Source organism: Rhodococcus sp. ACPA1, from assembly GCF_002300195.1.
Taxonomy (GTDB): Bacteria; Actinomycetota; Actinomycetes; order Mycobacteriales; family Mycobacteriaceae; genus Rhodococcus_F; species Rhodococcus_F opacus.
In genome coordinates, this window is the sequence record NZ_NSDX01000003.1 from 1,507,119 (window position 1) to 1,528,369 (window position 21,251).

Annotated in this window: 18 protein-coding genes; 14 read left to right on the top strand and 4 right to left on the bottom strand. The window is 68.4% G+C overall.

Going from position 1 to position 21,251, the window contains the following annotated elements; genetic code table 11:
* Nucleotides 1-74 precede the first annotated feature (74 nt).
* Nucleotides 75-1,547, top strand: coding sequence for an FAD-dependent oxidoreductase (locus CJ177_RS17550; protein ID WP_095868188.1), 1,473 nt, complete (start codon nt 75-77; stop codon nt 1,545-1,547).
* On the opposite strand, the gene pepN is transcribed toward CJ177_RS17550, so the two are convergent.
* The 4 genes from pepN to CJ177_RS17570 are packed head-to-tail and all read right to left on the bottom strand — an operon-like array spanning nt 1,537 to nt 6,785.
* On the bottom strand, nt 1,537-4,047 hold the full coding sequence (pepN, locus tag CJ177_RS17555) for an aminopeptidase N (RefSeq protein ID WP_061698092.1): 2,511 nt from the start codon (nt 4,045-4,047) through the stop codon (nt 1,537-1,539). The two genes, CJ177_RS17550 and pepN, sit on opposite strands and share 11 nt — an antisense overlap.
* A gap of 37 nt (nt 4,048-4,084) precedes the next feature.
* Nucleotides 4,085-4,939 carry a DMT family transporter gene (locus CJ177_RS17560; protein WP_005252174.1) on the bottom strand — a complete coding sequence of 285 codons (855 nt, stop codon included), beginning with the start codon at nt 4,937-4,939 and terminating at the stop codon, nt 4,085-4,087.
* 19 nt (nt 4,940-4,958) lie between these two features.
* The gene (locus CJ177_RS17565) at nt 4,959-5,759 is read right to left on the bottom strand and encodes a crotonase/enoyl-CoA hydratase family protein (protein WP_005252176.1); all 801 of its coding nucleotides are present in this window, start codon (nt 5,757-5,759) and stop codon (nt 4,959-4,961) included.
* A 57-nt stretch (nt 5,760-5,816) separates the two neighbouring features.
* Nucleotides 5,817-6,785: an SDR family oxidoreductase gene (locus tag CJ177_RS17570; protein ID WP_257014573.1), complete on the bottom strand. Its 969-nt coding sequence runs from the start codon at nt 6,783-6,785 to the stop codon at nt 5,817-5,819.
* Here CJ177_RS17570 and CJ177_RS17575 point away from each other — a divergent pair.
* The 13 genes from CJ177_RS17575 to fusA all read left to right on the top strand — a co-directional run bounded on the left by CJ177_RS17575 (nt 6,763) and on the right by fusA (nt 21,246).
* Nucleotides 6,763-7,554, top strand: a complete 792-nt coding sequence (locus CJ177_RS17575) for a TIGR03084 family metal-binding protein (RefSeq protein ID WP_005252180.1) — start codon at nt 6,763-6,765, stop codon at nt 7,552-7,554. The two genes, CJ177_RS17570 and CJ177_RS17575, sit on opposite strands and share 23 nt — an antisense overlap.
* A complete protein-coding gene (locus CJ177_RS17580; RefSeq protein ID WP_061698090.1) occupies nt 7,551-9,257 on the top strand; it encodes an acyclic terpene utilization AtuA family protein in 1,707 nt (568 codons plus the stop codon). Before CJ177_RS17575 ends, CJ177_RS17580 begins: the two co-directional genes overlap by 4 nt.
* Nucleotides 9,254-10,402, top strand: a complete 1,149-nt coding sequence (locus tag CJ177_RS17585) for an acyl-CoA dehydrogenase family protein (protein ID WP_005252184.1) — start codon at nt 9,254-9,256, stop codon at nt 10,400-10,402. The genes CJ177_RS17580 and CJ177_RS17585 overlap by 4 nt, the downstream gene beginning before the upstream one ends.
* Nucleotides 10,399-11,997, top strand: coding sequence for an acyl-CoA carboxylase subunit beta (locus CJ177_RS17590; protein ID WP_025433113.1), 1,599 nt, complete (start codon nt 10,399-10,401; stop codon nt 11,995-11,997). The genes CJ177_RS17585 and CJ177_RS17590 overlap by 4 nt, the downstream gene beginning before the upstream one ends.
* Before the next feature lie 8 nt (nt 11,998-12,005).
* A complete protein-coding gene (locus CJ177_RS17595) occupies nt 12,006-14,015 on the top strand; it encodes a biotin carboxylase N-terminal domain-containing protein (RefSeq protein ID WP_095868253.1) in 2,010 nt (669 codons plus the stop codon).
* Entirely contained in the window at nt 14,012-15,172 is a 1,161-nt protein-coding gene (locus CJ177_RS17600) for an acyl-CoA dehydrogenase family protein (RefSeq protein ID WP_005252190.1), read from the top strand. Before CJ177_RS17595 ends, CJ177_RS17600 begins: the two co-directional genes overlap by 4 nt.
* On the top strand, nt 15,172-15,972 hold the full coding sequence (locus CJ177_RS17605) for an enoyl-CoA hydratase family protein (protein ID WP_095868189.1): 801 nt from the start codon (nt 15,172-15,174) through the stop codon (nt 15,970-15,972). Before CJ177_RS17600 ends, CJ177_RS17605 begins: the two co-directional genes overlap by 1 nt.
* 59 nt (nt 15,973-16,031) lie before the next feature.
* Nucleotides 16,032-16,661: a TetR/AcrR family transcriptional regulator gene (locus tag CJ177_RS17610; RefSeq protein WP_005252194.1), complete on the top strand. Its 630-nt coding sequence runs from the start codon at nt 16,032-16,034 to the stop codon at nt 16,659-16,661.
* 38 nt (nt 16,662-16,699) lie between these two features.
* On the top strand, nt 16,700-17,224 hold the full coding sequence (locus CJ177_RS17615; RefSeq protein ID WP_025433110.1) for a DUF3558 domain-containing protein: 525 nt from the start codon (nt 16,700-16,702) through the stop codon (nt 17,222-17,224).
* An 11-nt stretch (nt 17,225-17,235) separates the two neighbouring features.
* Nucleotides 17,236-17,775, top strand: a complete 540-nt coding sequence (locus CJ177_RS17620) for a DUF3558 domain-containing protein (protein WP_005258138.1) — start codon at nt 17,236-17,238, stop codon at nt 17,773-17,775.
* Between the two features lie 362 nt (nt 17,776-18,137).
* The gene (rpsL, locus tag CJ177_RS17625) at nt 18,138-18,512 is read left to right on the top strand and encodes a 30S ribosomal protein S12 (RefSeq protein WP_005252198.1); all 375 of its coding nucleotides are present in this window, start codon (nt 18,138-18,140) and stop codon (nt 18,510-18,512) included.
* Complete coding sequence (rpsG, locus tag CJ177_RS17630) at nt 18,512-18,982, top strand: 30S ribosomal protein S7 (RefSeq protein WP_005252199.1); 471 nt, start codon at nt 18,512-18,514, stop codon at nt 18,980-18,982. The genes rpsL and rpsG overlap by 1 nt, the downstream gene beginning before the upstream one ends.
* A gap of 161 nt (nt 18,983-19,143) precedes the next feature.
* Nucleotides 19,144-21,246 carry an elongation factor G gene (gene fusA / locus CJ177_RS17635; protein WP_005252201.1) on the top strand — a complete coding sequence of 701 codons (2,103 nt, stop codon included), beginning with the start codon at nt 19,144-19,146 and terminating at the stop codon, nt 21,244-21,246.
* The last annotated feature ends 5 nt before the right edge of the window (nt 21,247-21,251 follow it).

Genomic DNA, 21,251 nt, shown 5'->3' on the forward strand with positions numbered 1-21,251 from the left:
CGCCAGTGTAAGTCAACAGCTGTTGACCTGGCGTGGGGATGCGCCTACCGTAGAAGTCAACAGTTGTTGACTTGATGGAGCATCTTTCGATCGGAGGCAGCGTCATGAAGCACATCGACGTGGTGGTGATCGGCGCGGGACCCACGGGATGCATGCTCGCGGGCGAGTTGGCGGCGGCGGGCCGGTCGGTGACGGTGCTGGACAAGCGCGCCGCGCCGTCCACCCTCAGTCGCGCATTCGGCGTCCATGCCCGCACCCTCGAACTGCTCGACGCCCGCGGCCTCGCCGACCGGCTCGTGGCCACCGGCGCCGCCTCACCCGGTCTGAAGTTGTGGCGCGGTGCAGCGCTGAACCTCGGGCGTCTGCGGTCCCGGTTCCCGTTCGTCCTCGTGACTCCGCAGCGGAACGTCGACGCCCTCCTGGAGGAGCACGCTCGGGACCGCGGCGCCGCCATCGTCCGTGGTTTCACCGTGACCGGGGTGGAGCAGGACGGAAACGGCGTCCGCGTTCACGGCCACGACGGTTCGGGTCGTGGCAGCACGTTCCACGCGACATATGCGGTCGGTGCGGACGGCGCGCACAGCGCGGTCCGGACGATGATCGGGCAACCGTTCCCCGGCAAGGCCGTGCTGCGGTCGATCATGCTCGCCGACGTCGAACTCGAGAACCCACCGGACAATCTCGTGACCGTCAACGCCGTCCGCGACGGATTCGCGTTCATCGCGCCCTACGGCGACAACCTGTTTCGGGTGATCGCCTGGAATCGGCGGCATCAGGTGGACGACACCGCGCCCGTGGACCGGGAGGAACTGCGCAGCACCATCGAAGTCGCGATGGGCACGGACTACTGTCTCGGCGACGTGCGCTGGCAGTCGCGATTCCACAGCGACGAACGGCAGGTTCCGCAGTACCGGACGGGCCGGGTGTTTCTCGCCGGCGATGCAGCCCACGTGCATTCGCCTGCAGGTGGGCAGGGCATGAACACCGGCATTCAGGACGCCGTCAATCTCGGCTGGAAACTCGCGGCCGTCCTGGACGGCGCGGACGACGCGGTGCTCGACACCTACCACTCCGAGCGGCACCCGGTGGGCCGGCTGGTTCTGCGGTCGAGCGGTGCCACGATGCGCATGATGATCATCCGGCCGTGGATCCTGCGGAAACTCCGGAACGGGGCAGTGGCGGCGCTTCTCTCCTTCCCGCCGATCGGCGACGCGGTCGCCCGGATGTTCTCGGGAATCGGAATCGGGTACGGCCACGGCGCCGGCGAGAGCGCCCTGGGCGGCCGACGCGCCGAAGACCTGCCCACCGACGCCGGGCGGCTGTACGAGGTGATGCGCTCGGGCGGTTTCGTCCTGGTCACCGAGCCCGGGGCTTCTGTCCCCGGCGATGTCCACGCGGTGACCCGGAGCGACGACGGACCCGCATTGCTCGTGCGCCCCGACGGCTACATCGCCTGGGCGGGCGACAGTAGGTCCGGCCTGTGGCGGGGTGTCCTGGAACGGTGGACGGCCCGCACGTCGAACGGTGCCCGGCCGGTCAGCCGGTGACGTCCGAACGGCTGTTGAACGCCTGCGCTCGCAGATCCCGGGCGAGGTGATCCCGTTGCTCGAGCACCAGCCGTCGTAGCGCGGCGGGCGCGTCGGCGTTGGTGCCGAGCCATCCGTCCGCCGCGTCGAGTGTCGTCTCGGACGGGAAGAGCCCGACCACGATCCGCCGCGCGATTTCGATACTGCGCTCCTCCCACACCGGACGGATCGAGGCGAAGTAGCCGGCGGCGTACCCCTCGACGAGGTCGTGCCGGGCGCCTGCGCGGAACCCGGCGATGATCGCGCCGAGATGTTCGTTGGACAGGGTGCGGTCGTGGAAAATCGATTCCCAGGCCTTCGCCTTCACGTCCGGGTCCGGTCGCGAGAAACTCGCCCGCAGGTACGCGGTGCGGCCGGAACCGGTGTCGTCGCGGCGCAGCTCACCGTCGAGGTCCGCGTCGTCGGCGTGTCCGGTGGCGGCGAGCGCGCCCCAGAACCCCCAGCGCAGATCCGGGTCGAGGGCCAGCCCGGTCGGTACCGGCCCGCCGGCCTCGAGGATCGACCGGATGTCGGCCGCGCGACTGCCGTCCATCGCAGCGGCGCCGGCAACCGCACGTGCCCAGGCGAGTTGGCTTCCCGAAGCCGCCGGGGCGTCCCACAACGTGCGCCAGGTGTGCTCGAGCCAGTCGAGACGGGCGGTGTCGCGCGAGGGCTCGGGGAGGAAGTGCTCGATCGCGTACGGGGCGTTGGCCAGCACGGAGGTGAGGAGGGTCAGGTGCGCCTCCGCCGGTGAGAACCTCCGGGCCATCGACAGATAGCGCATGGCGCCCAGGTCGCTGTCGCGGGTCGCGTTCCACAGCGACGACCAGATCAGGCCGCGCGCCAGCGGGTCCCGCAGCCGGTCGAGAGAGGTCTCGACGGTGGTCAGCGATCGGTTGTCCAGCCGCACTTTCGCGTACGTCAGGTCGGCGTCGTTGAGCAACACGAGCGGCGCGTCGGCGAGGTCGATCGGGGTGCGGGCGTCGGCGAGGTCGACCTCGACCCGTTGCACGCACACGAGGTCGCCGGTCCCGTCGAAGTCGTAGCGCCCGACGCCGAGCCGGTGCGGACGCGGATCGGTCTGCACGATCGCGGCGCGCCCGTCGGCGTCCCGTTGCAGGCTCAGTGCGGACACGCCGGTCGTCTGCAACCAGGCGCGCGCCCACCTCGTCAGGTCCCGGCCCGACGTGGCCGACAGTTCCGTCAGCAGATCCTTCAGGGTGGTGTTCCCGAAGGCGTGGGCGCGGAAGTAGCGGCGCGCCCCCTCGAAGAACGCGTCACGTCCCGCGTACGCGACGAGTTGCTTGAGGACGCTGGCGCCCTTCGCGTACGTGATGCCGTCGAAGTTCAGTTTCGCAGCCTCGAGGTCGACGATGTCTGCGACGATCGGATGCGTCGTCGGCAACTGGTCCTGCAGGTACGCCCACGCCTTGCGGCGGTTGGCGAAGGCCACCCACGCGTCGGTCCACCGGGTGGCCTCCGCGTTGGCCAGTGCGCCCATGTAGTCGGCGAACGATTCCTTGAGCCACAGGTCGTCCCACCACACCATCGTGACGAGGTCGCCGAACCACATGTGGGCCATCTCGTGCAGGATCGTGTTCGCCCGGCCCTCGTACTGGGAGTCGGTGGCGGCGCCGCGGAACACGTACGCCTCGGTGAACGTCACGCAGCCGGGGTTCTCCATGGCGCCGAGGTTGTACTCGGGGACGAACACCTGGTCGTACTTGCCGAACGGGTAGGGGTAGTCGAAACCGTCCGTGAAGAACCCCAGCCCCTGCCGGGTGATCTCGAAGATCGTGTCGGCGTCGAGGTACTGCGCGAGCGAGGCCCGGCAGAGGACGCCCAGCGGGATCGTGAGGTCGCCGCCGCACCACTCCGAGTCGACCCGGTGGTAGGGCCCGGCCACGACCGTGGTGATGTAGGTGGAGATCGGCAGTGTCGGGGCGAACGTGACCACCTGGCCGCCGGCGGTGTCCTCCCGTTCGGCGACCTGCTGGTTGGAGACCACCTCCCACTCCCGCGGCGCGGTGACGACGAACGTGAACGGCGCCTTCAGGTCCGGCTGTTCGAAGCACGCGAACACCCGCCGCGCGTCCGCCGGTTCGTACTGCGTGTAGAGGTACGTCTGCCCGTCCGCCGGGTCGAGAAACCGGTGCAGACCCTCACCGGAACGGCTGTACTCGCCCCGGGCGGCGACGGTCACGACGTTGGATTCACGCAGCCCGGACACCGCGATGCGGGCGCCGTCGTAGTCGACGGGGACGTCGGCGCCGTTGACCGTCACCGACTCCACATCGGCGCCGAGGAAGTCGAGCCAGGTCGTGGACGTGCGGGCGGCGAACTCGACGGTCGTGGTGGTCGCGAACGTCCCGGCCTCCGGGTCGACGGCGCCGAGTACGTCCAGTTCCACCCGATAGCCGAGAACGTCGATCACACGGGAACGTTCGGCGGTTTCGGCTCGGGTCAGGTTCGCGGTGCTCACGCGTCGATCCTGCCAGCCCGGCCCGCCGGCCGTGCCGCTACCGGTTGCTCAGGACGGAGCCGACGCCGGCCGCGACGACGAGCGCGATCGCGGCCAGCGACTGCAGTCCGAGTACCTGCCCGAGCACGATCACCCCGGCGAGGGTCGCGGCCGCCGGTTCCAGCGCGATGAGCACGGCGAACACCTTCTTGCTCATCACCTGCAGCGCCCGTAGCTCTAGCGAGTACGGAATCACCGAGGACAGCAGGGCCACCGCCGCACCGACGGCCAGGATTCGGGGGTCGAACAGTGCGGTGCCGCCGGACACCGCGCCGAGCGGAAGCGTCAGGGCCGCCGCGACGATGCTCGCTCCGGCGAGGCCGTCCGCGCTGGGAACCGTGGCCGCGAGGTTCGAGCCGGCGACGATGTAGCCGGCCCACGCCGCGCCTGCGGTGAGCGCGAAACACACCCCCACGAGGTCGAGGGACTCGGTGCCCGAGTTCTCGCGCAGGCCGAGCATGACCACGCCGGTCAGCGCTGCCAGCACCCACACACCGTCCCGCAGTCTTCGCGACAGCACGGCGGCGAGGGTGAGCGGACCCAGGAATTCGATGGTGACGGCGGTGCCGAGTGGGAGCCGCGCGAGGGCCTCGTAGAACGCCGAATTCATCACGGCGAGCGCCACTCCGAGTGCGAGGATGCCCTCGCGCTGCGTTCGTGTCCACCGTCGCCACCGCGGCCGCACGATCACCCCGAGGATGATCGCCGCGATCGTCAGTCGCAGCGACACCGCACCACTGGCGCCCACTTCCTCGAACAGGGTGCTAGCGAAGGCGGCGCCGAACTGGACGGAGAGCACCGATCCGAGGACCGAGACGACGGGAAGAAGCTGACTGCGCGGCTCGGCTGTCACCGGTGTGCGATGCCCGGGTTCACTGGCCGGTGAAGTTGGGGCTGCGGCGATCGAGCATCGCACCGACCGCCTCGTGATGGTCCGCGGTGTGATGGGCGAGCGACTGCATGGCCGCCGACAGTTCGAGGAGGCTCTCGAGGCTCTGGTGACGGCCTTCGCGCAGCAGCTTCTTGGTCATCCGCAGCACCTGCGGCGGATTGACCGCCACCCGGTCGGCGAGCGCCCGTGCCGCGCCGAGGAGTTCTTCGGGTTCGGTGACCTGCGAGACGAGTCCCCACTCCAGGGCTTTCGCGGCGTCGATCGCGTCGCCGGTGAACGCCATCTCGCTGGCCCGCGCCATCCCGACGGCCTGCGGCAGGAACCAGGCGCCGCCGTCGCCGGGAACGAGTCCGACCTTGACGAAGCTCTCCGCGAACACGGCGGCCGTGGAGGCGATCCGCATGTCGCACATCAGCGACAGGTCGCATCCGGCGCCGATCGCGGGTCCGTTGACGGCGGCGATGGTCGGCACCTCGCAGTGGTACAGGGCCAGCGGGATGCGCTGGATGCCGTGCCGGTAACCCTGTCGCAGGTCGGCGGGGGAGCCGCCGAACATTCCGGCGCGGTCGCGCATGTGCTTGACGTTGCCGCCGGAGGAGAACGCCGAACCCGCACCGGTGACGATCGCGACGCGCACGCTGGGATCACCGTTGACGTCGGCCACCGCATTCTCGAGCGCCTCGATCACGTCCGGCTCGGAGATCGGGTTGCGCGCCTCCGGACGGTTGAGCGTCCAGGTGACGATGTCGCCTTCGCGGGTGGTGAGCACGGCGTCGGTCATGGACGACTCCCTCGGGTGTGAGCGCGGATTCGAGACCGTCCCAGTCTGTCATTGCGCTCAGATGCCGGTGCGCCGTACCAGTGCGTCGGTGGCGGACGGCGCGAACGTGCCGAGCACCCGGAACAGTTCGGCGTAACTGGGGAGCAGTTCGATCGGCCGGGTGCGCACGGCGGTGACGAACCATTCCGCCGCCTGCTCGGGCGTCAGGGCTGCCATCGCGTCGTAGTCCGCGGTGGGCGCGATCATCGGCGTCCGGACCAAGGGAAAGTCCAGGGTGCTCACGGAGATTCCGCGGTCGCGCAGTTCGGCGCCCAGGCTCCGGCCGAACGCGCCGACGGCTGCCTTGGACGCGTGGTAGGCGGAGAACTTGGGCATGACGCCGGCAGGTACGCCCCACGTCGCGACGTTGATGATGTGGCCCTTGCGGCGCTCGATCATCGACGGGAGCAACGCGAGGGTCAGCCGCGTCGAGCCGAAGTAGTTGACGGCCATGGTGCGTTCGAAGTCGTGGAAGCGGTCCAGCGAGTCCTCGACCGTCCGCCGGATCGAGCGTCCGGCGTTGTTGACGAGAACGTCGACGGGGCCGATCTCCCCGAGCACCTGCGCGACGAGGGCGTCGACGGACTCCGGGTCCGTGAGGTCGCAGGGGACGGCGTGCGCGTCGCAACCGGACCGCAGGATGTCGTCGCGCACGGACGCGAGGGCGTCGGAGCCGCGGGCCACGAGGACGACCTCCGCGCCGAGGGCGGCGAGCCGGCGTGCGGCCGCTTCACCGACCCCCGAGGAACCACCGGTGACGAGGATCCGCTTCCCGGCGATGCGGTGGCCGGTTCCCGGTACGACTCGGGCGGCCAGTGCGCGCGGGGAGGGGAGTGGGTTGAGCGCGGCATGGGTGAGCAACTGTCGTATCACGTGACCAGCGTGGCAGCTCGCCGGACGATCCGCAGCCAAATAACAATCAATCGTGCTTGCTTTTTTATCGGGCCGGTGTGATGCTGGTCGCATGGCTGAACTGCAGAGGTTCATCGATGACTTGTGCGCCGAGAGCGATTCGCTGGATGCCCTGGTCGCCGACCTCCCCGACTCCCGCTGGGCCGATCCCACACCGGCCGAGGGCTGGACCATCGCCCACCAGATCGGACATCTGCTGTGGACCGACGAGGCCGCCCTCCTGGCGATCACCGACCCCGACGGCTTCACCGAGCAACTGACGGTGGCCGCCTCGAACCCCGCCGGCTTCGTCGACGCCGGCGCCGAGGAGCACGCCCGCAGGGAACCCACGGAACTGCTCGCCGCCTGGCGCTCGGCCCGGGCTCGACTCGCGGAGGCCCTCCTGGCGGTGCCGCCGGGACAGAAGATCCTCTGGTACGGCCCGCCGATGAAGGCGGCCTCGATGGCCACCGCCCGCCTGATGGAGACGTGGGCGCACGGTCAGGACGTCGCCGACGCTCTCTCGGTGCCGCGCACACCCACCGAGCGGTTGAAGAGCATCGCCCACCTCGGTGTCCGCACCCGCGACTTCGCCTACGCCGTCAACGAACTCGCCCCACCCGCGGAGGAGTTCCGCGTCGAACTCACCGCCCCCGACGGAGTGTCCGTCTGGACGTGGGGCCCTGAGGACGCCGCGCAGAAGGTCACCGGACCCGCCGAGGACTTCTGCCTCCTCGTCACCCAGCGCGCGAACCGAGCCGATCTCGCTCTCGAGGCCACCGGCGCGGATGCGGACGCGTGGCTGAACATCGCTCAGGCCTTCGCGGGCCCCGCGGGCGGCGGCCGTGAGGCGGAAACCCGATGACCGTGCGGATCGGCAACTGCTCCGGCTTCTACGGCGACCGGCTGTCGGCGATGCGCGAGATGCTCGAGGGCGGCGAACTCGACTATCTGACCGGCGACTACCTCGCTGAACTCACCATGCTGATCCTCGGCCGCGACCGCATGAAGGACCCGAATCGCGGCTACGCGAAGACGTTCCTCCGTCAGGCGGAGGACTGCCTCGGGCTGGCCCTGGACAAGGGTGTCCGCATCGTCGCCAACGCCGGCGGGCTCAACCCGGCCGGTCTCGCGGACGCGTTGCGGGAGGTCAACGACAAGCTGGGGTTGCAGGCGACGATCGCCCACGTCGAAGGCGACGACCTGATCGGCCGGGCTGCCGAACTGGGGCTGGGCAACCCGCTGACCGCCAACGCCTACCTCGGCGCGTGGGGCATCGTCGACTGCCTGAACGCCGGCGCCGACGTCGTCGTCACCGGGCGGGTCACCGACGCGTCCGTGATCGTGGGCCCGGCGGCCGCACACTTCCGCTGGCGGCGAGACGCCTTCGATCAGCTCGCCGGCGCCGTGGTGGCCGGGCACGTCATCGAGTGCGGCACCCAGGCGACGGGCGGCAACTACGCGTTCTTCACCGAGATCGACGACCTCGACCGTGCCGGATTCCCGATCGCCGAGATCGACTCGGACGGATCGTCCGTCATCACCAAACACCCCGGGACCGGTGGCGCCGTGAACGTCGGCACCGTCACCGCGCAGTTGCTGTACGAGATCACGGGTGGCCGCTACGCCGGTCCCGACGTGACCGCGCGAATCGATTCCGCTGCACTGTCGCAGGACGGCCCGGACCGCGTGCGCATCGGTGGCGTCGTCGGGGAGGCGCCGCCGCCGCAGCTCAAGGTGTCGCTGAACACGCTCGCGGGTTTCCGCAACGAGGCCGTGTTCGTCCTCACCGGCCTCGACATCGAGGCCAAGGCGGCCCTGGTGAAGCGGCAGCTCGAGGGGTGGCTTCCCACCCGGCCGGCCGAACTCGACTGGTCGCTCGCCCGCACCGATCACCCGGACGCCGACACCGAGGAGGCCGCGAGCGCGCTGCTGCGCTGCGTGGTCCGGGATTCGGACGCCAACGCCGTCGGACGCGGCTTCTCCTCCGTCGCAGTCGAAATGGCACTGGCGAGCTACCCCGGATTCACGCTGACGGCGCCACCCGGGCAGGGGCAGCCCTACGGCGTATTCACCCCGGGATACGTGTACGCCAAGGAGGTGCCGCACGTCGCGGTGCTGCCGGACGGAACGCGCGTCGACATCGAACCCGCCACCGACGTCCGGGAACTCGAGGACGTCGCCGAACCCGCGCTCCCGGAGCCGCGGGGCGCCGAACCCACGGTGCGGGTGGCGCTCGGGACCGTCGCCGGAGCGCGCAGCGGCGACAAGGGCGGCAACGCGAACGTCGGTGTGTGGGTGCGCACCGACGAGCAGTGGCGGTGGCTGGCCCACGCGCTGACCGTCGACGAACTGAAGCGCCTTCTCCCGGAGGCCGCCGGCCTCACCGTCACGAGATACGTGCTGCCGAAACTGCGCGCCGTCAACTTCGTGATCGAGGGAATCCTCGGGCAGGGCGTCGCGTCCCAGGCCCGGTTCGACCCGCAGGCCAAGGGTCTCGGCGAATGGCTGAGATCCCGGCACGTCGACATACCGGAAGCACTCCTTCCCGAAGGGACAACGTTGTGAGCGTGTGGGACACACCCGAGCGGCAGGAACTGCGCAAGACGGTGCGCAGCTTCGTCGAACGACAGATACTGCCGCACCTGGACGAGTGGGAGCGCGACGGCGAACTGCCCCGCGCGCTGCACCGGGAGGCCGCCGAGCTGGGTCTGCTCGGCGCCGGTTTCCCCGAATCCGTCGGGGGTGACGGCGGAGACCTCGTCGACGCGGTGCTGATCTGCGAGGAATTCCACCAGGCGGGTGCATCGGGTGGCGCGTTCGCTTCCCTGTTCACGTCGGGAATCGCGCTGCCGCACCTCGCGGCGGCCGGTGACCCGGAGCAGATCGAGAAGTGGGTCCGCCCCACCCTGCGCGGCGAGCTCATCGGCTCGCTCGCCATCACCGAACCCGGCGGCGGTTCCGACGTCGGGCATCTGCGGACCACCGCGGTCCGCGACGGCGACCACTTCGTCGTCAACGGATCCAAGACGTTCATCACGTCCGCTGTCCGGGCCGACTTCGTGGTCACCGCCGTCCGCACCGGCGGTCCCGGCGCGTCCGGGGTCTCCCTGCTCGTGATCGAGAAGGGCACACCGGGATTCGAGGTGGCACGCAAACTCGACAAGATGGGCTGGCGTGCGTCGGACACGGCCGAGTTGTCGTTCGTCGACGCCCGGGTGCCCGCCGCAAATCTGGTCGGCGAGGAGAACAGCGGGTTCGCGCAGATCGCCCAGGCGTTCCTCACCGAGCGCATCGCCCTCGCCGCGCAGGCTTATTCGAGCGCGCAACGGTGCCTCGACCTCACGCTGCAGTGGGTGCGCGACCGCGAGACGTTCGGCCGTCCGCTGATCAGCAGGCAGTCGGTGCAGAACACGGTCACGGAGATGGCGCGCAAGACCGACGTGGCCCGCGTCTACACCAGAGCGCTGGTGGAGCGTTCGCTCGTGTCGAACGAGGACTTCATCGCGGAGGTCTGCTTCGCGAAGAACACCGCCGTCGAGTCGGGCGAGTGGGTGGCCAACCAGGCCGTCCAGCTGTTCGGCGGCCTCGGCTACATGCGGGAGAGCGAAGTGGAACGGCAGTACCGCGACATGCGCATCCTCGGAATCGGTGGCGGTACCACCGAGATCCTGACGGGGCTCGCGGCCAAGCGATTGGGGTATCAGTCATGACCACGTTGAAGTCCACGCTGGACACGGGTTCCGAAGAGTACGCCGCGGCGGCGAAGGCCATGACGGACAAGCTCGCCGAGATCGACACCGAGCACGCCAAGGCGCTCGCGGGCGGCGGCGAGAAGTACACCGAGCGGCACAAGAAGCGCGGCAAGCTCCTCGCCCGGGAGCGCATCGAACTGCTCCTCGACCCCGACTCGCCGTTCCTCGAACTGTGCCCGCTCGCGGCGTGGGGCAGCGACTTCCCGGTCGGCGCCAGCACCGTCGTCGGCATCGGTGTGGTGGAAGGCGTCGAGTGCCTGATCGTCGCCAACGACCCGACGGTCCGCGGCGGCACCAGCAACCCGTGGACGTTGCGGAAGGGATTCCGCGCCAACGACATCGCCCGGCAGAACCGGCTCCCCGTCATCTCCCTCGTGGAATCCGGCGGCGCGGACCTTCCCACCCAGAAGGAAGTGTTCATACCCGGTGGCCGCATGTTCCGCGACCTCACCCAGCTCTCCGCCGCGGGTATCCCGACCATCGCCCTCGTCTTCGGCAACTCGACGGCGGGCGGCGCGTACATCCCGGGCATGTCCGATCACGTCGTCATGATCAAGGAACGATCCAAGGTGTTCCTCGCCGGACCGCCCCTCGTGAAGATGGCCACCGGTGAGGAATCCGACGACGAAACCCTCGGCGGTGCCGAGATGCATGCCCGCAAGTCGGGCCTCGCCGACTACTTCGCGGTCGACGAGCAGGACGCCATCCGGATCGGCCGCAGCATCGTCAAGCGCCTGAACTGGAAGAAGCAGGGTCCCGCGCCGCGGGCCGAGGTCATCGAACCGCTCGCGGACCCCGAGGAACTGCTCGGCATCGTCCCCGCCGACCTCAAGATCCCGTTCGATCCCCGCGAGGTGATCGCCCGCATCGTCGACGGCTCCGATTTCGACGAGTTCAAGCCGATGTACGGATCGTCACTCGTCACGGGCTGGGCCGAGCTGCACGGATATCCGGTGGGCATCCTCGCCAACGCGCGCGGTGTGCTGTTCAGCGAGGAATCGCAGAAGGCGACCCAGTTCATCCAGCTCGCCAACCGCTCGCACACCCCACTGTTGTTCCTGCACAACACGACCGGATACATGGTGGGCAAGGAGTACGAGGAGGGCGGGATGATCAAGCACGGTTCGATGATGATCAACGCCGTCTCCAACTCCACCGTCCCGCACATCTCGATCCTGCTCGGCGCGTCCTACGGCGCCGGTCACTACGGCATGTGCGGACGCGCCTTCGACCCGCGCTTCCTGTTCGCCTGGCCCAGTTCCAAATCCGCGGTCATGGGCGGGGCGCAGCTGGCCGGTGTCATCTCCATCGTCAGCCGCGCCTCCGCCGAAGCCCGCGGGCAGGCGTTCGACGAAGAGGCCGACGCCGGCATGCGCGCCATGATCGAGAACCAGATCGAGGCGGAATCCGTGCCGATGTTCCTGTCCGGTCGCCTCTACGACGACGGCGTGATCGACCCGCGCGACACCCGAACCGTGGTGGGAATGTGCCTGTCGGCCATTGCCAACGCCCCGATCGAAGGCGCCGAGAACTTCGGCGTCTTCCGGATGTGAGGCCCGAAATGATCCAGTCCGTACTGGTTGCCAATCGCGGTGAGATCGCCCGCCGCGTCTTCGCCACCTGCCGCCGCGCAGGCATCGGGACCGTCGCCGTGTTCTCGGACGCCGACGCCCTCAGCCCCCACGTCGCCGAGGCCGACACCGCGGTCCGGTTGCCGGGCAACAGTCCCGCCGACACGTACCTGCGCGGTGACCTCGTCATCGAGGCGGCACTGCTCGCCGGCGCCGATGCCATCCACCCCGGCTACGGGTTCCTCTCCGAGAATGCGGACTTCGCGCGCGCCGTCCACGACGCGGGGCTGACGTGGATCGGGCCGCCCGCGCCCGCCATCGAGATGATGGGTTCGAAGGTGGAGTCCAAGAAGATGATGGCCGCCGCCGGAGTCCCGGTGCTGGCCGAACTCGACCCGGGCGCCGTCACCGAAGCGGACCTGCCCGTTCTCGTCAAGGCGTCCGCAGGCGGCGGCGGACGCGGCATGCGTGTCGTGCGTGAGCTCGCGGACCTCCCGGAACAACTGGAAGGCGCCCGCCGCGAAGCGCAATCGGCCTTCGGTGACCCGACCGTGTTCTGCGAGCGCTACCTGGAAACGGGCAGGCACATCGAGGTCCAGGTGATGGCCGACCGGCAGGGAACCGTCTGGGCGGTGGGGGAGCGTGAATGCTCCATCCAGCGGCGGCACCAGAAGGTGGTGGAAGAGGCGCCGTCACCGTTGGTCGAAGCCGTCCCCGGGATGCGCGAGCGACTGTTCGAGGCCGCCCGGCTCGCGGCGAAGGCCATCGACTACGAGGGTGCGGGGACGGTCGAGTTCCTCGCTTCCGGTCGAGCGGAGCGAGGGGGAGATGACCCGGACGCGGGGGAGTTCTATTTTCTCGAGATGAACACCCGGCTGCAGGTGGAACACCCGGTCACCGAATGCACCACCGGCCTCGACCTCGTGGACCTGCAACTGCAGGTGGCGAACGGGCACGCGCTCGACGCCGAGTCGCCGGCGGTGTCCGGCCATTCCATCGAGGTCCGGCTGTACGCCGAGGATCCGGCGCAGAACTGGCAGCCGCAGAGCGGACCGGTCCACCGCCTGGATCTACCCGAGAACGCGGTCGAATTCGACCTTCTCCGCACCCCGGGCATCCGCCTCGACTCCGGCGTGGTCGACGGATCCACCGTCGGGGTGCACTACGACCCGATGCTGGCGAAGGTCATCTCGTTCGCGCCCACCCGCACGCAGGCGGCCACCCGTCTGGCCACGGCCCTGAGCCGTGCGCAGATCCACGGACTGCGCACCAACCGCGACCTCCTCGTCAACGTGCTCCGTCACCCGGCATTCCTCGCCGGCGACACGGACACCGCCTTCTTCGACACGCACGGGCTGGACGTGCTGGCACGTCCGCTGGCCTCGGCCGACACCGAGCGACTGTCGGCGCTGGCCGCCGCACTCGCGGACGCCGCGCACAACCGCGACGTCGCGACCGTGAACACCTCGCTGCCCAGCGGATGGCGGAACCTGGCGTCCGCGCCGCAGAGCAAGACGTTCACGGGAACCGACGGTGACATCGAGATCCGGTACCTGCTCACCCGGTACGGGCTGAAGGCCGAGGGCTTCGACGACGTCGCGCTCGTGTCGGCCACGGCGCGGCACGTCGCACTGGACGTCGCGGGGCTGCGCCGCTCGTTCGAGGTGTCCCGGTACGGGGACGACGTGTTCGTCGACTCCGCCCTGGGCCCGGTGAGCCTGCTCGCCGCACCGCGATTCACCGATCCGAGCGCCGTCATCGCCGAGGGGTCGCTGCTCGCGCCGATGCCGGGTTCCGTCATCCGCCTCGGCGCCGCGGCCGGCGACTCCGTGACCGCCGGTCAGCCGATCGTGTGGCTCGAGGCGATGAAGATGGAACACACGATCAAGGCGCCGGCTTCCGGTGTCCTCACCGAACTTTCCGTGACCGCCGGTCAGCAGGTCGACGTGGGAACGGTCCTGGCAGTAGTCGAAGCAGTGCAGCCTGAAGGAGTGTCATGAGCTTCATCGAGACAGAAGAACAGAAGGAACTCCGGGCCTCCGTGTCGAGGCTCGGGGAGCGATTCAACTACGTCGACTACGTGCTGCCCCGGGCGCGGCGCAGCGAACCGCTGACCGAATTGTGGAACGAGGCAGGTAAACTCGGCTTCCTCGGCGTCAACCTCCCCGAGGAGTACGGGGGCGGCGGCGCAGGTATCTACGAACTCGCCCTCGTCCAGGAAGAACTCGCGGCCCACGGCGCCGGCCTCCTGCTGGTGGTCGTGTCGCCGGCCATCTGCGGCACGATCATCGGCAAGTACGGCACCGAGGAGCAGAAGCAGACCTGGCTCCCCGGCATTGCCGACGGTTCGAAGATCATGGCGTTCGGCATCACCGAGGCCGACGCGGGTTCGAACTCGCACCAGATCACGACCACCGCTCGTCGAGACGGTGACGATTGGCTGCTGTCGGGGAACAAGATCTACATTTCCGGGGTCGACCAGGCCGACGCCGTGCTGATCGTCGCGCGGACCGAGGACTCGAAGACGGGCAAGCTGAAGCCCGCGCTGTTCATCGTCCCCACCGACGCCGAGAACTTCGTGAAGACGCCGATGGAGATGGACATCGTCGAGCCCGACCACCAGTTCATGCTGTTCCTCGACGACGTCCGGCTACCCGCCGACGCCCTCGTCGGTGAGGCCGATGCGGCGTTGATGCAGCTGTTCGCGGGTCTCAACCCCGAACGCATCCTCGGCGCCGCCATGGCGATCGGCATGGGCCGCTACGCGCTGGACGCCGCGGTGCGGTTCGCGAAGGAACGCACGGTGTGGAAGCAGCCGATCGGCGCGCACCAGGGCATCTCGCATCCGCTGGCGCAGATCAAGATCGAACTCGAACTCGCCAAGCTGATGATGCAGAAGGCGGCCGTCCTCTACGACACTGGCGACGACTTCGGCGCCGCCGAGGCCGCCAACATGGCCAAGTACGCCGCCGCCGAGGCCAGCATCAAGGCACTCGACCAGGCCGTCCAGACGCACGGCGGCGCAGGCCTGACCAAGGAATACGGTCTCGCGGCGATGCTCGGCGCGGCACGCATCGCCCGTGTTGCCCCGGTGAGCCGGGAAATGATCCTCAACTTCGTCTCCCAGCACTCGCTCGGGCTGCCGAAGTCGTACTGATGTCGAACGGACAGCACATGACCGACGTGGAAGCCGACCGGTACGTCCGGTACGAGGTGAACCGGGGGTTCGCCACCCTCACCCTCGATTCGCCCCACAACAGGAACGCGATCTCCGGCAGGCTCGTGGACGAACTGCTGCAGGGATTGCGGGACGCCGCCGCGGACGACGACGTCCGCGGCGTCGTCCTCACCCACACCGGCGGCACGTTCTGCGCCGGTGCGGATCTGAGTGAGACGTCCGGCGACGTCGGCTCGCGCACCCGGCAGATGGCCGACCTGCTGCGGGCCATCGTCGAGTTGCCCAAGCCGGTGATCGCCCGGATCGACGGTCACGTCCGGGCCGGGGGCATGGGCTTGGTCGGGGCCTGCGACATCGCCGTCGCCGGCCCGCGCAGCACGTTCGCGCTCACCGAGGTCCGGCTCGGACTCGCCGCGTCGATCATCTCGTTGACCGTGCTGCCCCGGATCGATTCGCGCGCCGCGAGCCGCTACCTCCTCACGGGCGAGAAGTTCGGTGCCCACGAGGCGGAGGCCATCGGGCTGATCAGCGAGTCCGCCGAGGATCCCGAGGACACCGTCGAGGAAGTGCTCGACCAGTTGCGGCAGGCGTCGCCGCAGGGCCTGGCCGAGTCGAAGACCCTGACGACGCGCGGTGTGCTCGCCGATTTCGACCGCTACACCGACGAGCTGACCGCCCAGTCGGCGAGGCTGTTCGAATCCGAGGAGGCACGGGAAGGCATGATGGCGTTCCTGCAGAAGCGGCCGCCGAGATGGGCCTCCGGCCCCGTGCGTGGTTGACGAGTCTCAGGACTCGTCGAGCACTCACGGGCGCGCAGCGCAACGAGAGGAAGTGACACATGACCCGCGAACCGAAGCAGGACCGTAGCCGGGTCACGCGCGGACACCTCCTCGAGGTCACCATCGACTGCCTCGCCGAGTTGGGCTGGGGTGCCACCACGGTGAGCCTGGTCGCGCAGCGCGCCGGGGTGTCCCGCGGCGCGACCCAGCACCACTTCCCGACCCGCGAGGACCTCATCACCGCGGCGCTCGAGGTCATGTTCGACGCCCGGATGGAGCAGGCCCGGCGCGAGGCCACCGACCTGCCGACCGGGGAGGGGCGCACCGAGGCCGTGGTGTCGCGGCTCGTCGACTACTACACGGGCACCCTGTTCAAGGCGGCGCTGCAGGTCTGGACGGCTGCGGCCGCCGACCCCGAACTCCGGGCGCGGATCGTGCCGCTCGAGGAACGGTTCGGCCGGGTCGCGCACCGCACCGCCGTCGAACACTTCGGATTCGACGACGCCGATCCGGTGGCGCACCGGCTCGTCCAGGCCACCCTGGATCTCGCCCGCGGACTCGGCCTCGCCGACGTGCTCACGGACGACTCCAAACGACGAGGGGAGATCGTGCGGCAGTGGGCGGCGCAGCTGGATGCGGCGTTACCGTCGGCACAGCCGCGGCCGCTGGACGCGGCCGTTCTCGACTGACCGGGCAAAGAGCGCGGGGATCGGTAGAGTCACCGACCATGGGCCGGAAATGGGGAGCGCTCGTCCTGATCACCGTCGCCGCCGGTCTGGCCGGCTGTGGGGGAGACGGAGACGATTCCGGTACCGATCCTGCCGCGCAGCAACTCCCGCAGGTGACCGATCCGGGCCCGTTCTTCGGTCAGTGCGGTTCGGTCACCGACGACGAGGTCGCGAAGGCGTTCGGGATGCCGCCCTTCACCGGCGTGACGCGAAATTCCGTCGGCTGCGAGTGGGAAACCGCGGGAATAGGCGGTCCCAGCGTGACGTTCTCCTGGTACCGCGGCAGTCCCATCGGCCGCGAGCGGGCAGGTTCCGAGCTGATCGGCAGGCCGGCCACCGACATCGACGTCCAGGGGCATCCCGGATTCATCGCATCGTCCGAAGGAATTCTGTGTGAACTCGGCGTGGAGTTCGGGGGCGACTTCGTCCACTGGTCGGTGATGTACGCGGACGCGCAACCCGCGGCGGACCCGTGCACGGTGGCGCGTGATCTCGCCGAACTCAGCGTGTCGAGGGCCAAATGAGCGGGGGAGTGATGAACGGCGGGACGTGGCGTGCCGTGCGGGTGCTGGCCGCGGCCACTGCGGTCGGGCTGATCGCGGGGTGCGGGTCGACGATCGAGGGCTCGCCCAGGGCGGAGGGGGCGTCCTCGTCCGGTGACACCGAACAGTTCACGGCCCTGTTGGAGGAGTGCAACGCCGTCGCCGACGAACAGATCGCCCAGACCGTCGGCGCCGACGCCATCGAACGGGGCTTCTTCGGCGCGATCTGCCGCTGGGACGCGGTCGGCGCCAACGGTCCCGTGAAGGTGACGTTCAACTGGTTCGAGACGGGTTCACTCGACACGGAGAAGTCGACCGGCGAGAAGCTCGGCTACACCGTGGAGTCCTCCACCATCCAGGGTCGCAAGGCCGTCGTGATGCGTCCCCCCGGTGATCCGGGGGCGTGCGGAGTGACGGTCGGATCACCCTCCGCGGGCGTCGTCGGCTGGTGGGTACAGTTCCAGACGGGGGCGGCAGACCCGTGTGAAGCGGCATCGACGCTTGCGGATCTGACGCTCAATCTGAGTAGTTGATGTGCCCGTGTCCGTACCGACAGCTCCGAGCAGTACCCCATATCGCAGGTCAGCCCTTACCACTGCCAGCCCACTTTGACCTTCCGGCGCGCCGCCGGGTATCGTTGTGGGTCGTGTCCGGCATGCCCGGGCCGATCTGTGTGCCTAGCGAGGTATTGCCGTGCGCGCGTTCGTGCAGATTTCTGCATGGAACGAGCATCCGGCTGCCTGTGTGGGGGTATGCGACACACCCGACCTCGGGTGCAGCTCGAGGTGCGGGTGAGGGGCAGCAGCTCTCTTGCCCCAACTGCTAGATCCCTAATTTCAGAACAGCCAAGGTTGCTTGTCCAGAGCAGTCTGTTCAACACGAAGAAAGCCGGTAAATGCCAACCATCAACCAGCTGGTCCGCAAGGGCCGCCGCGACAAGACCGCGAAGGTCAAGACGGCAGCCCTCAAGGGCAGCCCGCAGCGTCGTGGCGTGTGCACCCGCGTGTACACCACCACCCCGAAGAAGCCGAACTCGGCGCTCCGTAAGGTCGCGCGTGTGCGCTTGACCAGCTCCGTCGAGGTCACCGCTTACATCCCGGGCGAGGGTCACAACCTGCAGGAGCACTCGATGGTGCTCGTCCGCGGTGGTCGTGTGAAGGACCTCCCCGGTGTGCGCTACAAGATCATCCGTGGCTCGCTCGACACCCAGGGTGTCAAGGGCCGCAAGCAGGCCCGCAGCCGCTACGGCGCCAAGAAGGAGAAGAGCTAATGCCACGTAAGGGCCCCGCTCCGAAGCGTCCGCTCATCAACGACCCGGTCTACGGTTCGCCCCTGGTGACGCAGCTCGTCAACAAGATTCTCCTGGACGGCAAGAAGTCCACCGCCGAGCGCATCGTCTACGAAGCACTCGAGCAGGCGCGCGAGAAGACCGGTACCGATCCGGTCGTCACCCTCAAGCGCGCACTGGACAACGTCAAGCCTGCCCTCGAGGTCCGCAGCCGCCGTGTCGGTGGCGCCACCTACCAGGTGCCGGTCGAGGTCCGTCCGGGCCGCTCCACCACCCTCGCGCTCCGCTGGCTCGTGACCTTCTCCCGGCAGCGCCGCGAGAAGACCATGGTCGAGCGTCTCGCCAACGAGCTCCTCGATGCCAGCAACGGCTTGGGTGCCGCTGTGAAGCGCCGTGAGGACACTCACAAGATGGCCGAAGCCAACAAGGCATTCGCCCACTACCGCTGGTGACGTCACGTCGGAGCAGTCACCTACCGTGACTGCTCCGGCGTCGTCGCACGTCGGGCCCCTACCGGGGACCGGCTGATCTACAACTCGAGACAATGGCCCCGCTGGTGGAACACCGGGGAGGCCGACACCCGATACACGAGCTACGAGCGGGGAAGAATCCTGTGGCACAGGAAGTGCTGACCGACCTGAACAAGGTCCGCAACATCGGCATCATGGCGCACATCGATGCCGGCAAGACCACGACCACCGAGCGCATCCTGTTCTACACCGGTGTCAACTACAAGATCGGTGAGACGCACGACGGTGCCTCGACCACGGACTGGATGGAACAGGAGAAGGAACGCGGCATCACGATCACCTCTGCCGCGGTGACCTGCTTCTGGAACAACAACCAGATCAACATCATCGACACGCCGGGCCACGTCGACTTCACCGTCGAGGTGGAGCGTTCGCTCCGCGTGCTCGACGGCGCCGTCGCAGTGTTCGACGGCAAAGAGGGCGTCGAGCCCCAGTCGGAGCAGGTGTGGCGTCAGGCCGCCAAGTACGACGTTCCGCGCATCTGTTTCGTCAACAAGATGGACAAGATGGGCGCGGACTTCTACTTCACGGTCCAGACCATCATCGACCGCCTCGGCGCGAAGCCGCTCGTTCTCCAGCTGCCGATCGGCGCCGAGGACGACTTCGACGGCGTCGTCGACCTGGTCGAGATGAAGGCTGTCACCTGGCGTGGCACGGTCGCCATCGGCGCCGAGCCCACCATCGAGGAGATCCCGGCCGATCTCGCCGACAAGGCTGCCGAGTACCGCGAGAAGCTGCTCGAGACGGTCGCCGAGTCCGACGAGAAGCTCATGGAGAAGTACTTCGCCGGCGAGGAGCTCTCCGTCGAGGAGATCAAGGGCGCCATCCGCAAGATGACGGTCAACTCCGAGCTGTACCCGGTGCTGTGTGGTTCCGCGTTCAAGAACAAGGGCGTTCAGCCCATGCTCGACGCGGTCATCGACTACCTGCCGAACCCGCTGGACATCGGCGAGGTCCAGGGTCACGCCCTGGGCAACGAAGAAGAGATCCTCACGCGTAAGCCGAGCAAGGAAGAGCCGTTCTCGGCTCTGGCCTTCAAGATCGCTTCGCACCCGTTCTTCGGCAAGCTGACGTTCGTCCGCGTGTACTCCGGCCGGATCGATCCGGGCGCCCAGGTCATGAACGCGACCAAGGGCAAGAAGGAGCGCATCGGAAAGCTCTTCCAGATGCACGCCAACAAGGAGAACCCGGTCGACGAGGCCGTGGCCGGCCACATCTACGCGATGATCGGTCTGAAGGACACCACGACCGGTGACACCCTGTGTGCACAGGACGCGCCGATCGTGCTCGAGTCCATGAGCTTCCCGGACCCGGTCATCCAGGTCTCGATCGAGCCCAAGACCAAGTCCGACCAGGAGAAGCTGGGCACCGCGATCCAGAAGCTCGCCGAAGAGGACCCGACGTTCTCCGTCGAGCTCGACGAGGAGACCGGCCAGACCGTCATCGGCGGCATGGGCGAGCTCCACCTCGACATCCTCGTCGACCGTATGCGTCGCGAGTTCAAGGTCGAGGCCAACGTCGGCAAGCCGCAGGTTGCCTACCGCGAGACCATCACCAAGAAGGTCGAGAAGCACGACTTCACCCACAAGAAGCAGACGGGTGGATCGGGCCAGTTCGCCAAGGTGATCATCGCGCTGGAGCCGTTCGTCGGCGAAGACGGTGCCACCTACGAGTTCGAGAACAAGGTCTCCGGCGGCCGCATCCCTCGCGAGTACATCCCTTCCGTGGATGCAGGCGCGCAGGACGCGATGCAGTACGGCGTTCTTGCCGGCTACCCGCTGGTGAACCTGAAGCTGTCGCTGCTCGACGGTGCGTACCACGACGTCGACTCGTCGGAAATGGCCTTCAAGGTTGCCGGTTCGCAGGCGCTGAAGGAAGCCGCCCGCAAGGCCGGCCCGGTCATTCTCGAGCCGCTCATGGCTGTCGAGGTCACCACACCCGAGGAGTACATGGGTGACGTGATCGGCGACCTGAACTCCCGCCGTGGCCAGATCCAGGCCATGGAGGAACGCAGTGGTGCCCGTGTCGTGAAGGCGCTGGTTCCGCTCTCGGAGATGTTTGGTTACATCGGTGATCTGCGGTCGAAGACCCAGGGCCGGGCGAACTTCTCCATGGTGTTCGATTCCTACGCAGAGGTTCCCGCGAACGTCTCGAAGGAAATCATCGCCAAGGCGACCGGCGAGTAACCTCG